The organism is Sphingomonas sp. 3-13AW (assembly GCF_049311085.1).
Lineage (GTDB): Bacteria > Pseudomonadota > Alphaproteobacteria > Sphingomonadales > Sphingomonadaceae > Sphingomonas.
On record NZ_JASNVZ010000001.1, the window covers coordinates 554,464 to 568,978 of the forward strand.

A 14,515-nucleotide genomic window follows, 5' to 3' on the forward strand; every position below is an offset into this window, starting at 1 on the left:
CATGGTAAGGCTTTCTTGTTCAAGGCTCGGCACGGAGTCGTTCGGTGCGGGCGATTTCCCATGCCAGGTTCCACAGAGCTATGTCGTCCTGAGGGGGTTCCGTGTTGTCTTCCGGGAGGAACGGCCGATGCAGAACGTCCTGGAAGGCTTCAGCCATCAGTATGTTCGCGTCGACAAAGTCATGGCTGGCGCAGGCTGCGGCGTAGGGCGGTGTAGCGTTGCGCCGACGGATCTCAGCCAGTTTTTCCTCTCCGAGGTCTTCGACACTGAGCGCGAACTTGTGTGCGAGCGACCGAGCCTGAACGAAGTTAGTGAGCGACGCGATGAGTGTTGCCTCATCGTCGGTGGTGAAGAGTACCGGGAGGCTCCCCTTGGTGTCGTGCATCCAGGACGACGTAGCCCGGTCCCACTCGAGGGCGACCGCGATGAAGCGGTCTGGGACCTCGCGCTGCGCGGGATCGGCATAGTTGACCCATACTCCCACGCCCGAAGGGGTGTGGACGAAGAACGGCATCGCGTCGTGGTGCCAGCTCGCGTCTGTCCATTCTGCCTCTAACAGAGGCAGCGGTATATCGAACGCGGAGAACTCCGGAAACTCGCGGGAAACGCCGGACGGGTCGTTTTCCCTGACCAGACTACCGTCCGTCATTGCCCAGCGATAAAGCTCAAGCTCGAGCTCAGCCAGATCGCCCTGATGCTGTGCGTTGCCAAGGTTCAGGAGCCATGTAGGTCCGTCGGTCGGAGCGTTGCCGTGGCGGGCGTCCTTCCAGTGTTCGATGTGAAGGGCGTTGAGGTACACGCGGCCAGCGCAACCTTCCAGGTCCTGTCCCGGTATGTTGAGACCGAGGTCCTCGCTGTAAATACCGGTTTCTCGAAACTCGGTGATGGATAAGGTTGCCATCGTACTCTCCTGTGTTCGGAGGCTCGCCGTCTTGTACTGATGAGGTAGCAGGCGATGCTCATGCGTCCATCGTGCAAGATGTTGCTATTCGCACCATACCGACACGCCTGGGAATTCGAAGGTGTTTGACATAGGAGATGCGTTCGCTCGGGAAAGCAACTCGCTGTCCCTTAATGACATCTCGACGCCAGCCGCTGAGAGAGATCAGTCTTGGACGTCCCGGTCGATCGTCACGAGATCTGCAGCCACCTCATCGCCGCGGCCGGCCTTCGGAGCACCGGCGGCGAAAGCCCGCCGGGACCGCGTGCCACGTCAGGCTTCTCCGGGTTTATCGGTTGCGTCCGCGCGATCCTCCAGATCAACGAGGCGACCGAGTTCGCAATCGAAGAAGGAGCCGTCGTTGCCGATCTCGATCAACTCCTTCGTGACCTGCTCAGGGAAAGAGAGAGTTTCAGATGAGATGATCTTGATGCCGCTACCGATATCCTCTCCCACGGAAATCGATTCTTCGATTTCTGAAAGCTCCATGTCGGCGTACGCGCTAACCGCTTCCTCCAGCGTGTCAGTGGCACACATCACGGTGAATTGAAGAACGAGCTTCTGAACGGGCATAAATCTGATTCCTTTGCTGGGGGAGGGTGTGCGGGTGACGGCTGAGGCTAGAAAAGAAGACCTTGCCCGCGTCGGTCAACGGCCAATGATTTTCCGACGACGTGGATCTCGTCTTTGTTCGCCCGGAATAGCTTCGTGATGCAGGGCTCTCCGTTTGACCAGTCAATGACGATCTCGTTGAAAGTTCCTACCCGGTTCGGGTTTTTAACGTAGTTTCCCGCGTCGTCGGAGCGGTAGCCGGTGATCGAAAATGCGCGATACCGTCCATAATAGATGACGGGCGTGAGATGCCCGACCATGTAAATGTCATCGCTGTAGCTCGTGTGGAAGAGTGTGCCCGGAGGTAGAAGGTCGGCGACATTCGGGCGGGCGGGATCCTCAAGCCTGAGATCCTCGTCAGATGGAGGAACGGGTCCTGGCGAACATCGGTGATGATGACCGGAAAGCAGGTAGCCTAAGCTGCTGGTGGGGTTGATGAGGGGGCGAGCGCGTGCGGCCGCGTCGAAGGACCGCGCAAGAGCATTTGCCATGGTGGAGATGTGCCGTTCTTGGTTTGCAGAGCGCGCGAGGTCGTCCTCTGTGCTTGCTAGGGTTGGGTGATCCGCGGTCGGCGTATCGATGACTCGATCGATGAACGTCCGCACCTCATCAACCTCGATGGGACCAGGCTCGCAGTTGGACTGGTCTTGCTGGCCTTCGTTGGCGAGGGGGTGCGTCGGAGGGGCAGCGCGGGGGCGCTCGACCGCCCCTCACGGTCATCCCGCTTTGGGATCCTCGGTGAGGACTGCGGCTCCGCTCAGCGGATGAAAGACGACTTTGCGCCCGCTCCATGCGATGATGATCATCTCGCACTGGATTTGGTCGGCTAGTGCGAGGAGGTCCGCCGGCGTGATGATGTCGGGTGGATCTCCGGCATCGACAAGCATGTCGCCGCGGCGGACGAGCATGATGATCTGGCCATTGGGTCGTGCCAGCGTGCCGTTGCGGGAGATCCCGCGCATCGCCCGCTCGAGGATCGTCATGCCTTCTCCTCCGACTGCCCAGGCAGGAGCTCCCGGTGCGCGGGCAGGTGTCAGGAGACTAGATTGGCCAGGCGAAGGCGGCGTTCTGGCGGACGCCTGGGGCGGCGGCGCACTGAAAGTCTTCCTCTTGGCCGTCGCCGACGTGCGCTCGCGAGATGCGAGGGGGCGGGTTCCGGCGGAGGTCATCAGGTCTGCGAAATCGGTCATGAGTTGCCCTTTATAGAATGGTAGCGACCGTCGCGCTGCGGAGCCGTATGATCTGCAGTCGAACACAGGGAGGCCTCTGCAGGATGGATTTCCTGTGAGGCGTCGCTTGTCGGTGTGGGGATGATGAGCTTGTCCGCCCTGGACGCGGCGCCGGGCGGCGCTGGACGCGCCTTCAGGCTGCCCGGCTCTGCCGGGGCTGATTACTCGGCGCTCGCGGCGGTGATCTGTCGGGCCACGGAATGCGGTAGGCGCCATGCCAGAACCGGACCGGGTCACAGCCGCCACTTTGAAGTCGGAAGCTATCTACGCTTGCTCAAGGTGCGCTGGGACCCGGGCTATGCCTACGTGACAGATCGAGCCCGGGCCGTCCGGTAGTCACGATCCGAATGAGAACCTTGCATGGTAGCCGGGCCTCTTCAGGCAGCCCTTTGATCCGAGGATTTTCCGGTTGCTGCACTCCAGGCCACGATATCGCGAGGGCGCCCGACCAAGTATCCTTGTATCTCGGTGCAGCGTTCGGCCCGGAGAAGTTCTAGCTGCTGCTCTGTCTCAACGCCCTCCGCAACGATGGGGAGGTCCAGGCTGCGCCCGAGGCCGATAACGGCTTTGACGATCGAACACGCTTTTCCATCCGCCTCGATGGCTGCCACGAACGACTTGTCCACTTTGATCTTGTCGAATGGGAAAGACTGAAGGCTCGAGAGAGAGGAGTAGCCCGTCCCGAAATCGTCCATCGCGATCGTCACGCCGAGTGCCTTGAACCCCGTCAAAGTTTCCACGGTGGCTTCCCTGTCGGAGAGGATCGCGGTTTCGGTAATCTCGAGTTCTAGGCGGGCCGGATCAAGGCCCGTCGCTGTCAGGATGGACTCCAGACGCGACACGATGCTGCTGGACTGAACCTGGATGGCGGACAGGTTCACCGCGATGCGTAAGGGGGCGGCCCAGCTTGCAGCCTCGCGGCAGGCCTCGTGCAGCACCCATGCGCCCAAGTCGGTGATGAAGCCCGTCTGCTCGGCCAGTGGAATGAAAACATCGGGTGGTACGCTGCCGCGGATAGGATGATTCCAGCGGGCTAGCGCCTCAAAGCCGGTGATTTCCCCTGTAGCCGCATTCATCTGCGGTTGGTACGCAAGGCTGATCTCGCGGTTGCGCAGAGACGCACGAAGATCGGCATCGAGCTGCCGTTGTTCGCGCGCAGCTTCGTCCATCTCGCGCTCGAAGAAGCGCACCGTATTTTTGCCGTCGGCCTTTGCCCGGTAAAGGGCCACGTCCGCGAGGCGGATGAGTTCTTCAGGGTCAGTCGTGTCGTGAGGAGCAACCGCGACGCCGATGCTCATGCCTACCATCACGTCGCTACAGCCCTCGCCGTATTCCTCGGCTAGTGCGGCGATCAGTCTGGCCGCAGTGATACGGGCGGTCCGGGGCTGACTACCTTCCTGGATGATGACGAACTCGTCGCCGCCGATCCGTGCCACGGTGTCACCTTCACGGATGCCGTTCTTCAGGATGCGAGCAACATCTCGAAGGAGCATGTCACCCCGAGCATGGCCATAGAGGTCGTTCACGACCTTGAAGCCGTCTAGATCGATGTAGAGCAGTGCAGCCTGATCTTCCGAACGGGTCGTGCGGGCAATGGCCTGCTGCAAGCGGTCGAGAAAGAGCGCCCGGTTGGGGAGGCCTGTCAGGGGGTCGTGATTGGCGACGTGGCGGAGCTTTGTTTCTGCCTCGCGGCGCTCAGTGAGATCGCGGATGATGACGACCCAACCGCTCTCGTTCAGATGACTGGAGCGGTGCACGAAAACTTGCACCGGTGTGGTCTGCATGTCCGCGCCGATGAGATCAGTTTCGATGGCTTCTGCTTCGCCTCGCCGGATGGCGTGATAGACGTCTGGAAGATAGGCCGCCAAGCTGTTGCCGATGGGACTTTCGCCAATGAAGGACCTGACCCGTTCGTTCGAATCTTGGACAATCCCGTCGTGGCAGACTACCAGGATCCCTTCGAGAGACATGTTGGCGAGGCTGCGAAGACGCTCTGAAGCGAGCTTTTCTCTAGCATCCATCTTCCTCGCGACACGTTGACCGGCTTGAGCCAGGAGAAGGTGGATCAGGACCACTCCTGCAAGGACCGTCGCGAACAACGAATGTCCCGTTCCGCCCGGGTGCGCCGACCCGTGACCAACGCCGTGGACCTGCATCGATGCCATGGAGCCGAAGTGGACGGAGGCGACACCCATCATCAGAAAGAGGGTAGCCGCTAATCTCCGGGCAGCGTCCCCTTGCTTGTAGGCGAGTAACGAAGCAGTTGTCAGCGCCATGCCTACGACGATGGCTGCGATGGTTCCTGGAAGGTAATGGACATGCTCCACCGTCATCGTCGTCGCATTCATGCCGGTGATGTGCATGGTCGCGATGCTCGCACCCAGCATCAGCCCCCCGGCGATGCGCCTGGAGATGCTTGAACGGCACAGGCCGACGGATAGCGCGAGAGAACTGCCCAGGATCGCGAACGCTATCGACGCGCCGGTCCCCACAATGTGGTACTCCATGGGCATCACTCGATCGAGCGCCAGCATGGCTATGAAGTGGGTCGCCCAGATCGCGCCGCCCGCGGCTGTGCCTGCACCCAGCAGCCAAATGCTGCGGTCTCGGCCCCGCGAGTTCAGCGCGTGGCTTGAAAGGGAGAAGGTGGTGAAACAGCCAAGGAGGCAGACTGCCAACGCGACGGCAACCAGCGTCGTGTCGTGGCTCGCCATGACCGATGCGTGGTGGGGCATTAGTGTCCTTTCGTCCTTGCTCGGCAGGCGAGCTTGTGGCCAGCACCGTCAGCGTTTCGTTCGAGCTATATGGGTGGCATGTGCCACGTAGCCGCCGAATCGCTAGCGGGATCGCTGTGCTCGGCCAGTTGTTGGATAGCTCCTACAGGTGCTGGAGCCGCCAATCAATGCCCTTACGTCCATGTTCCTGCAGGAACTTGTTCGTCAGGCTGAAGGGCCTTGATCCGAAAAACCCCTTGTGGGCTGAACGCCAGAGCGGGGAAGGATGGCTCGTCCGGATTACGAGGTGTTTGCGCTCATCCACGCGGGACGCCTTCTCCTGGGCGTAGTTCCCCCACAGGATGAAGACGCTCGGCTCCTCCTTTTCCGCAACGAGCCGCACCACCGCGTCGGTGAAGCGTTCCCAGCCTTTCTTGCTGTGAGAGGCGGCCTTGCCTCGCTCGACGGTGAGAACGCTGTTGAGCAGCAGAACCCCTTGGCTGGCCCACGCTTCCAAATGCCCCGTCGGTGCCGGCGGGATGCCGAGGTCGCTCTCGAGTTCCTTGTATATGTTGATGAGGCTCGGAGGCGTTCGAACGCCCGGCTGGACGCTAAAGCTCAAGCCGTGGGCTTGGCCAGGACCATGATAGGGGTCCTGGCCGATGATCACGACCTTTACATCGTCCAGCGCAACGACGTTGAGCGCGTGGAAGACGTGGCTGGGCTGGGGGAAGATTTCGACTCCCCTAGCCTTTCGTTCCTCCAGGAACTCCAGGAGGTCCGACATGTACGGGCTGGCGAACTCAGGCTGCAGCCGAAGGCGCCATGAGTCCGACAGATGGACGGCAGGCTCGATCACGCTCGGGCGCGCCAGGCCTTGCGCTGGTCGGCGATTACGTCTGCCAGTTCATAGATCCGTCTCACGTCATATTCCGGCTTCTCCCCGCGGAAACCCGCACCGACGATGGCGGCGTGCATGTAGCCATCATACTCTCGATGGAGCTCGGCGAGCGAGATGTCTCCGCGATGGCCTCGTACAAAAGCTTCGATCACGTGCCAGCGGCCGATGTCGGCGCTCTTGAAGTCAGCCTTGCACTCCTTGAATGCCTGCTCGAGCAGGCGCGGGAGACGAGTTCCACCGTCTACGGCGACGCAGATGAGGTTATAGGCTTCGGCGGCAGTCTTCTTCTCGGTTGCGTTCAGAGGGCGGGCCTTGTCGGTCATGATCATGTCTTTCGGTGTCTGTGCCGCGTCGAGGCGACGAGGGATGCAGGGTCCGGGTGCGAACCTCCGGCCGGCAAGCTTTGAGGTCAAGCCGGCCCTTCGAGGGTGATGTTGGTTCGCAGTTCACAGGTGACAGGTGCCATGGTCGCCAGGGCTTTGGCTAGACCGAGCGCGGCTTCTCGCGTCACGGCCGTGGAGTAGCCGGTTTCCCAGTGCCGATCGTTGATCGTCACGGTAGCCCGGCCCCTGTCGTAGCAGGGCCAAGAGCCCGGCTTCCAGGAAACCTCGAAAGCCTCCGCACCCTCCATGGCGATCGCAATCTCGGTCCAGGTTTCCTCGTCACTGAACAGGCTCGCCTCAGCGGGAGCAAACTGCTGGAACAGGTCCCTGTAGAAGCGCAGGCGATGCATGGCATTACGTTGGTCTTCGCCGTACATCAGCGCAGTGTTCGCTGCGAGCCGCATTGCGGCCATCAGCATGGGGGCGTCGGCCTCGTCGAACTCGATCGTCCGCATTCGGCGGCCGTTTCCGTCCGAAGGGGGTAGCGATTTTCCTTCCATCCCTCGTTGCCTTTCTTGTTGTCGGTGGTCCTCCGACCTTGCGAGACCGATTTTCTCTCAGCCGTGTGCTGCGGCCGTGTTTTCCTGGTGCAGCATTGCGTCGTTGGTCGCGTCGGGCGCGGTAGGGTCAGGCCGCGAAAGCCGCTGTACCCAGGCTGGCACGCCATCCTTGAAGATGATCTCCGAGACCAGGCGGTTCCCGTCCGCAGCTGTCCAGCCACGCCCGTCACACTCCTGGCAGACAGCCAGGCGGCAACGAAAGCTGTCGAGGTGGAGCAGCTCATTCCATGCGCCCCGCCCGCGGCAATGGTCACAGGGTATGTCCCCGAGCGTTGGACGTGCGCGGATGGGGATGTTGTCGAGAGCGTGAGGTTGGCCAGGTCCTGAGATGAGTAGCGGCGCTGTGTGACTCCGCATCCTTCAGCCCCTGCGGCCGAACGCGGCGAACAGGCGGTCATCGTTGATCATGTTGTCAGAGTCCGCAGAATGGTGGCGCGACAAGGCGCTGAAGGTGGTCGTAGAGCTCGGTCAGAACTCTGGCAGGGCGAACTTCATGCCGACCCGATCTCGCCGGGATAGCGTCATTTGGTCAGCTCAGCCGCTGCATCCTGAAGATCCCATGTGCGACCTCTGCATCGAGCATCATGGACAAGAGCCGGCCGTCTCCGGACCAACGATTGGGAGGTGGGTCATCGGACAGCCAGATACCTTTGTCATGGTAGTTGGAGAGTATCTCCATAACCTCGTGCACCGGAACACCGGACCAGCGTGCCACCACGTTGGGAGAGCGTCCGGCGCGTACGGCCGCCAGGCAGACGAGCATTGCGGCATCACCTCGGCGGCCACATACGGGTGCCCGTCCGTAGGCAGCCTCGAATTCGGACTGGAGCTCGCGCCGCATTTCATTGTCTCGGGCGACTTCCTTCGGGATGCCCCCTTGCCCGAGCAGGCCCATCCGATGGATCCGCCCCATGACGGCGTTGCGCGTGACGCCCAGTTCCTTGGCTATCTGGCCGCCGGTCCGGCCGTCTCGCCACATTCGCTCGACATTCGCCAATTGCTCAGACGTCCACGCGACCCTGGTCGTTGCACGTCGGCGCCTGGTCCTCTCGCCCTCAAGCAGTCGGTGGCGCATCCAGGCAGCAATGGTCGGAAGGTCGGAAATACGTCCCGCTGCGATCTCGGTTTCGAAGGATTCGAAGTCCATCCTGATAATCTGTTCGCCGGCTCGACTGTGTGGTCGCGCCCGGGCGGGGATCATCGCCCTATAGAGAGCTAGCGTGGAGTTTTCGGGCCGCTCGTCGAGGGGGGCCGCTTGCATGTCGAGGTTGAGGTCTCGGTGTAGCAACGTCCGTGCGTCCGGAACCTCTTTGCAAGCCTTCGCCCGCGGGATCCTGATGGTCCACTCTCCTGACGCTGCTCGGCAACGGATCAGCAGAACGCCGCTGGAGGACAGTGGGAGCACCGCGATTTCCTGCGTGTACACGGCTTTTCCCCTATGAAATGTTCTGCGTGATACGGTCCAGACGAACCGGTGGATGTTCACCTGGGAAGGTGCATGTCCTGCTCGATGTCGAACGGAGACCTGATGATGCGGCAGCGTTCTAGTACTGCTGATGCGTCGCCAGGATGGACGGGCCGCCCTTCGGCGATCGCTTTGAGCTTGTGCTTCGTGACCACGGCTTCGGACCGCCGTTCTTCGAGATCGACCACCCGAGAGGTCTGGTCCGGAAGCACTCGAACGTCATTGCCGCGGAGGTGAACATCGAGTTCCGGCGCCACGAGGTTCCCGTTGAGGTCGCAGACATTGATGCGGACGTAGCTGGAGGTCGCCAACACCGCGATCGCCAGATCGATTAGAACGCCGGCGCCGGGAGACCAGGCGAGGTCGACCACCACGGTGCCCTCGTGGAGATCTCCCCTCTCGAGGGCCCCTGCAACGTCGCGTAGCGCAAGGCGCAACTGCAGCTTCTTACCCGGGTCAACCAGGTAGGGGTCTACCAGACGGGGAAGAACTTCGGAGAGCGGTTCCGCGGCCGGGCTGCCCTCGCCTTCGTAGAAGGGCGAGGGAAGGGGCGCGGAGGGGTGTGGAGCATGATCATCGCATTGATCGTCCGTTTGGACGGCAAGCTTGGCGGCGGCTGCCTCAGTGTGCGATCCATGACGAAGGACGTCGTCCCGCGGCTCGGGGGTGAAGGTCCCCTGGCGTCGGCTCAGAATGCTAATAACGCCCGCTGCCACGAGGACCCCCTGTGCAACCGCTGCAAGGCGTCGGCCCATTCGATTTCTCCTTGTTCGTGCATTCGCTGACGACGCAGAATGCTGCTCCGGCACAGGACCGCGCGGAGGCGCTGGTCTGTCTCTACTTCGTTGGATTCGGCGATCGTCCTCGTTCAGGGCCGAAAAGCAGGCTTAGTAGAGGTGGAAGGAGGAGGGAGGTCCGCCGCCTTGAAATAGTAATGTAGGTGCATGGCGAAGACGCCCAGAATGAAAATGAAGCCGGATAATTCAAGGCCAATGGATAGGACGACGGAGACCGCCGCCGTGACGAGTAGATCAAGCCGCCGGATTCTGCTCTCGATCACTCGCAAGGCACGCCCCAGGGAGGGGCTCGCTTGTTGCTCCCTCAAGTTCGTCATCAGCCCAGTGTAGATGAAAAACCAGAAGCAGCAGAGGAACAGATCGAGTGCGACAGGTAAGGCCCCTGCGCCTTCTATGCGAAGCGCCACTAGAGGTGATGCAATGAAGCAGGCGAGGCCACATCTTAGCAGAGCGCGCGCTACAGCCCAATGATTGAATGCTAGCGCTCCATCGATGAAGTCGCTGATGCGCTGAGCGCAGTCAAGCAGGCCTCCATCAATGCGGTCGGGTAAGCTCGTCATTCTGGGTTTCCATTGCTTCGGTGGGGACGAAGGGGTGTGGCCACTTGGCGCCCGAGTAGGCGTGTAGTTGCCCTCGCGTGGGTTCGGTGACTGGCGGTTCCCACCGACGCCAAATCAGGTCAGCGTCGCCGTAGCAACCGCTCCGCGAACGCGCGCAAGTCTGCTGCATCGACACCTCCGTCACCCACGACCTTGAGAACGGGGTCGACTACGGCCGACACCGCACGCTCCAGCTGCGCTCGGGTTGCGGACGGTGGCCTGGGTCGATCAGGGACCCGCCTTACCCCTCGCGCCCTATGCGTGGAGGCAGCCCATTGGGAAGCGATCGCCGCACGTTCTTCGATGCTTGGGAGCGAGTTGACCAAGGCAGACGGCGGATTGCAGCCGGTGCGGTTGTGGTGTCGAAGCGATATCACAGGGGTCTCCTTGGCGCACCCTTGGCGTCCCGTGATGCCGCTGCCCCGCCGGTTCTGGTGAAATGGGGGATAAGGCTTGATGGGAGAGACGTCGGGTACTAAAACAGTTCTTGCATTGTTCCTGCCGATGGACGGCTGGATCTTTTAAGGGAAACAAGACAATGGCTGGTGATGCTCTAAAGAAGCCCCTGACCCCCTCGGCCGAACTTGCCGCAGTTGTGGGGTCCGAGCCTATCTCCCGCGGCGACGTCGTGTCGAAGATGTGGGAGTACATTAAGAGCAAGGATCTTCAGAACCCCGCGAACAAGCGCGAGATCCTCTCGGATGACAAGCTGCGCCCGATTTTTCACGGCGAAGACAAAGTCACCATGTTCGACATGAACAAGCACCTGGCAAAGCATCTTAGCTGACGCTGCCGACACCTGACCCGGAAGGCCGCCGGCTTGTGTGCCGGCGGCCATCCCTGTTCGAAGCCCAGTCTTGGCATTGTGCATGTGAGTGTCGAGCTAGGGATGTCGGCGCGTGAAATCCGTCGCCGATGAAAGCACTGTCAGGATGGGCAGCCATCGGAACACGGGTCCGGAGTGCGACGGCGCAGGACCATATCTCTTCGCTCATCTCTTCACCTGTATTTCTCTCACGCCTGTCGCCAAGAGGTTAGGGCCTCAAGTCCGACGCGGTGTGATCGCCGGATCATCATCTCGAAGACTCCGCGTCGAAAGTCGATCGCGGCTTGGTCGCCCAGGATGAGCCTGCTGCTTCGGATGGCGCGAGCGATGCGCGCGTGGCTGCAGTCCTTCTCACGAAGCCACCGCGTGCCGCCCTCGAGGAAGGACGTCATCCGGAAAAGCGCACGGGCCATGCGCTCACTTGCGAGGCTAGAGTTCCTGAGGAGCGAGACCTCGTCATCGTTGAGCGTCGGTACCAGGGCGCGTGGACCGGCCCCGTCCCGGTCGGGAAAAGTCCATTGCGTCCAGTCGTAGGTCCACTCAAGATGGTCGTCGTCGAGCTTCAGGACGTCTTCATGCCGACGGCCGGCTGCATCACGCCCCTCGCCTGTGTGGAACTCGACGAGAGCGGAGACACGTTGGCGGGCATCTATTTCTCTTGTTCCAAGGGCCTCAGTGATCCCATTCGTGTCGCGGTCCATGCTGTAGAATTCCGAACTCCCTGATTTCAGGATGACTAACACGGTCGCCAGGAATTCCTACCATCATTTTCCGCGCAAACTTGCTCGTCTAAGCGCATCCGTCGGTCACTTGGACGTGGCGCAGGCTCAGCTGGCTCCGTGAATGGCCACGGCCGCTTGTTGCTTCTTGGCGTATCTCGTCCAGCCATCCTCACCGTAGCGCTGGAGCCAGCCGCCATAGAGGTCCACGAGCGGGCTGTGGTATCCGTCAATGATTGCTTCAGAGAATGTCGCCATGGCCAGCTTGCTTTGGGTCCGAAGTTAAGTTCCCGGTGCAGGATCTTCTGAATCGAGATCGCCCTCACGGTGCATCAAGGCCATACGGACGATCGCGTCCGGGTCGTGACCATCGTGCGTCGCCAGGTGGAGAAGGTCCGTGATGAGGTCGATGATTGAGGCATTGCCATCCTGACTTTCACCTTTGACTTCAAGGTAGGCGGTTAAGCCGTGCTCAGCGTAGAATCGGCGTGTCTGGTTGCTGATCATCAGGGAGATTCCTCGTTCGCGATTCTCTTCGCGAGGTGCGCATTGCGGTATTGCGGCTGGTGACTGGTTTCCTCACCAACCCAGTCCGGCTGGAGCACAAGCGTGTGCGCCGAAGGAATTTCGACTTCCACCAACTCGAGACCCTGCAGAGACGGGTTCAGGAAGACATCTACCTCCCATACCCGACCTTCGAACAGGATCTCAGAACGTCGCTTGTGCAACGTCGCTCCGCAGTGCTGGGCAATGAGGGCGTAGCTCGCAGGATCAAGCTTCGTCTGTAATTCGATGCGTTCGATGCCCGCGACCGTGCGTTTGAAGGTCTGCTCATGCACCGGCGCAGTCTGGCCATCGGATACAGTCCTACGTACTCGAACTGTCCAGTCGCCGGTGTCCGGCAGGTAGGCCTGGTAGATGTCATAGGACGTCAGCAGGGTGCCCTTGGAGATTGCTTCAGCGATGATGATGGCTGCGGGCCGAAGAAGACGGAACTGACGCTCGATCTCGCGGTCGTGCTGCATCTCTCGGTTCTTTCATTGGTTGGCTCAACCGCAGACCTTCTTGAGGCCCGTGAGTTGGTCAAGGCGCAGGACCTCGTAACGGCGTCCACGGTTCTCTTCGTATCGGACCACGAGGACCGTCCTGTCCCGGTGACGACGAACGAAGACGACTGGGGCTTCACCCGATGAGTGGAAAGTGTCGCGAGCGCACATGACCTCGCCCCAGGGCGCGTTGCAAGCGGCGTAGAGCCGGGTGGTCCCCGGAACGCCGGCAGATCGGAGCACGTGGAAGGCAGTCGGAACATCATCGACGATGAAGTAGGACGTCGAGGCCAGGACCTCCTTCTCTCCCAGCTTCACCTTCCACAGTGTGAGCAAGGGTGGGATTGAGCGGCGAATACGGAGCGCTACAGGGGCTGTCTTCGACAGGTCGGAAACCGGGGGGCAGGCCGGGATGTGGCTGGCGGCTGCGGCCGCCAGCATGGCGATACCTATGCTCATGTAGCTAATCCTGCTTGGTTGGCTCCGGCAGCAAGAACGCGATCGGGCAGGATAGCGTAGTGAGCTGTTTAGCTGTTAGGCTATCGTATATATGTCCCGACCAGGAAAGACCAGACCGGTCCTCGACCCGTGCCGTCAGAGCATCTCTGCTGTTTCCGAACCATGTGTAGCGGGCGTCGGTCGACGGCGCCCTGATTGGGAACCAGTTCTCTTTCTCGGTACTCGACATTGCGGCGAGGAGAGATAGGTCCTTAATTTTAACTGAGCCCGCTTCTAGCCGGTAGTGCGGGGCCATGTCGAAGGGCGGGTGAAACTCTGCATTTGTTACTTCCAACATATTCAGTTCCCTGTTGGGGGCCGGTCTCCTATTGCGTGAGATAGCCCGTCGGAAGGACGATCCAACGGGATCATGGCGATCACACGGATTGGCGTAGGCGCCCGATAGACTGCATCAGATTGCGTCGGGCGCGTGCCTCAAAGGTGGAGCGGCCCCAGTCGGTAAAGTAGATGTGGGGTCGTTCTAGGAAGGCTTCGAGAATGGCCGCCCGGCCTCTTGCGTAGGCGCTCCATTCAACGTGACGGTACTCGTGCCGTACGCCTGCTTCGTACCGCTCGAACTTCATCTGGTCGGCGCCGAGGACGGCGAGATCAAGATCGAGGAAGTGGCTGGTATCAGAAAGATCCTCGTCCGAAAGACCCTCGTGAGGCTTGTGCTTCGCAGTTGCCCTAATCATCCGGGCCGTGCGCTGGACGGTGATCTCTGGAACGACATCAGCGAGACGTCGCTCAGCGAAAAGAGCACTCCTCTCTTCATTGTCTGCGCGGCGAGGATCATAGACGATGTCGTGCAGTATGATCGCTGCCATGATGGCCAGCCGGTCGTGAAGTAGCGCTCGAATGGGTTGCGAGGCTTCGAGCATGTCCAGGGGGTGGGACCATGAATGGTATCCCCGCGCGTCTGTTTCATGCATCGCACGGGCCTCGGCGACCAGGTCGTCGGGCAGCGGCACTCTTTTCATCTGCTTCTCCTGCCGGTGATGGACGATGCATGGTTGTGCCACGGGTTCTGGCACGGCAGGAGGCATTCTTGGATAGAGGGTTGGGGAGGTAGCCGGCGACGCTGCCTAGAAACGATGCCTCGGAGCCTTCAGGAACTATCGCGCAGCGGGCGGGGGAGTCGCTGCCTCAAGCGCTGAAGCTTGAACCTCAGGTATTGCGACATGAGCTGCGAGCACCATGCCTGAGCCCAAGGCTGCTGTTCCGAG

18 protein-coding genes are annotated in these 14,515 nt (G+C 61.0%); 1 reads left to right on the plus strand and 17 read right to left on the minus strand.

Annotated features, from left to right (window positions below; genetic code table 11):
- Positions 1-19: 19 nt before the first annotated feature.
- The 11 genes from QP045_RS03115 to QP045_RS03165 all read right to left on the minus strand — a co-directional run bounded on the left by QP045_RS03115 (position 20) and on the right by QP045_RS03165 (position 10,161).
- Positions 20-901, minus strand: coding sequence for a hypothetical protein (locus QP045_RS03115; RefSeq protein ID WP_422513491.1), 882 nt, complete (start codon positions 899-901; stop codon positions 20-22).
- 312 nt (positions 902-1,213) lie between these two features.
- Positions 1,214-1,513: a hypothetical protein gene (locus QP045_RS03120; protein ID WP_422513492.1), complete on the minus strand. Its 300-nt coding sequence runs from the start codon at positions 1,511-1,513 to the stop codon at positions 1,214-1,216.
- Positions 1,514-1,560: 47 nt separating this feature from the next.
- Entirely contained in the window at positions 1,561-2,157 is a 597-nt protein-coding gene (locus QP045_RS03125) for a hypothetical protein (protein WP_422513493.1), read from the minus strand.
- A 111-nt stretch (positions 2,158-2,268) separates the two neighbouring features.
- Entirely contained in the window at positions 2,269-2,535 is a 267-nt protein-coding gene (locus tag QP045_RS03130; protein ID WP_422513494.1) for a hypothetical protein, read from the minus strand.
- 623 nt (positions 2,536-3,158) lie between these two features.
- Positions 3,159-5,495: a bifunctional diguanylate cyclase/phosphodiesterase gene (locus tag QP045_RS03135; RefSeq protein WP_422513495.1), complete on the minus strand. Its 2,337-nt coding sequence runs from the start codon at positions 5,493-5,495 to the stop codon at positions 3,159-3,161.
- Between the two features lie 163 nt (positions 5,496-5,658).
- Positions 5,659-6,351, minus strand: coding sequence for a uracil-DNA glycosylase (gene ung, locus QP045_RS03140; RefSeq protein WP_422513523.1), 693 nt, complete (start codon positions 6,349-6,351; stop codon positions 5,659-5,661).
- Positions 6,351-6,719: a hypothetical protein gene (locus QP045_RS03145; RefSeq protein ID WP_422513496.1), complete on the minus strand. Its 369-nt coding sequence runs from the start codon at positions 6,717-6,719 to the stop codon at positions 6,351-6,353. Before QP045_RS03145 ends, ung begins: the two co-directional genes overlap by 1 nt.
- A gap of 86 nt (positions 6,720-6,805) precedes the next feature.
- A complete protein-coding gene (locus QP045_RS03150) occupies positions 6,806-7,234 on the minus strand; it encodes a hypothetical protein (protein ID WP_422513497.1) in 429 nt (142 codons plus the stop codon).
- 634 nt (positions 7,235-7,868) lie between these two features.
- Entirely contained in the window at positions 7,869-8,486 is a 618-nt protein-coding gene (locus QP045_RS03155; RefSeq protein ID WP_422513498.1) for a GcrA family cell cycle regulator, read from the minus strand.
- Between the two features lie 335 nt (positions 8,487-8,821).
- A complete protein-coding gene (locus tag QP045_RS03160; protein ID WP_422513499.1) occupies positions 8,822-9,559 on the minus strand; it encodes a hypothetical protein in 738 nt (245 codons plus the stop codon).
- Between the two features lie 113 nt (positions 9,560-9,672).
- The gene (locus QP045_RS03165; RefSeq protein ID WP_422513500.1) at positions 9,673-10,161 is read right to left on the minus strand and encodes a hypothetical protein; all 489 of its coding nucleotides are present in this window, start codon (positions 10,159-10,161) and stop codon (positions 9,673-9,675) included.
- Positions 10,162-10,738: 577 nt separating this feature from the next.
- Between QP045_RS03165 and QP045_RS03170 the strand changes: the two genes are divergently transcribed.
- Positions 10,739-10,987 (plus strand): SWIB/MDM2 domain-containing protein, encoded by a 249-nt coding sequence (locus QP045_RS03170; protein ID WP_422513501.1) that lies wholly within the window; start codon positions 10,739-10,741, stop codon positions 10,985-10,987.
- A gap of 227 nt (positions 10,988-11,214) precedes the next feature.
- Here the strand turns inward: QP045_RS03170 and QP045_RS03175 are convergent, their stop codons facing one another.
- The 6 genes from QP045_RS03175 to QP045_RS03200 all read right to left on the minus strand — a co-directional run bounded on the left by QP045_RS03175 (position 11,215) and on the right by QP045_RS03200 (position 14,269).
- Entirely contained in the window at positions 11,215-11,769 is a 555-nt protein-coding gene (locus QP045_RS03175; protein WP_422513502.1) for a hypothetical protein, read from the minus strand.
- A gap of 84 nt (positions 11,770-11,853) precedes the next feature.
- Positions 11,854-12,003 (minus strand): hypothetical protein, encoded by a 150-nt coding sequence (locus tag QP045_RS03180; RefSeq protein WP_422513503.1) that lies wholly within the window; start codon positions 12,001-12,003, stop codon positions 11,854-11,856.
- Between the two features lie 24 nt (positions 12,004-12,027).
- Complete coding sequence (locus QP045_RS03185) at positions 12,028-12,252, minus strand: hypothetical protein (protein ID WP_422513504.1); 225 nt, start codon at positions 12,250-12,252, stop codon at positions 12,028-12,030.
- Positions 12,252-12,770 (minus strand): hypothetical protein, encoded by a 519-nt coding sequence (locus QP045_RS03190; protein WP_422513505.1) that lies wholly within the window; start codon positions 12,768-12,770, stop codon positions 12,252-12,254. Before QP045_RS03190 ends, QP045_RS03185 begins: the two co-directional genes overlap by 1 nt.
- Positions 12,771-12,794: 24 nt before the next feature.
- The gene (locus QP045_RS03195) at positions 12,795-13,250 is read right to left on the minus strand and encodes a hypothetical protein (RefSeq protein WP_422513506.1); all 456 of its coding nucleotides are present in this window, start codon (positions 13,248-13,250) and stop codon (positions 12,795-12,797) included.
- 416 nt (positions 13,251-13,666) lie between these two features.
- A complete protein-coding gene (locus QP045_RS03200; protein WP_422513507.1) occupies positions 13,667-14,269 on the minus strand; it encodes a hypothetical protein in 603 nt (200 codons plus the stop codon).
- Between the last annotated feature and the right edge of the window lie 246 nt (positions 14,270-14,515).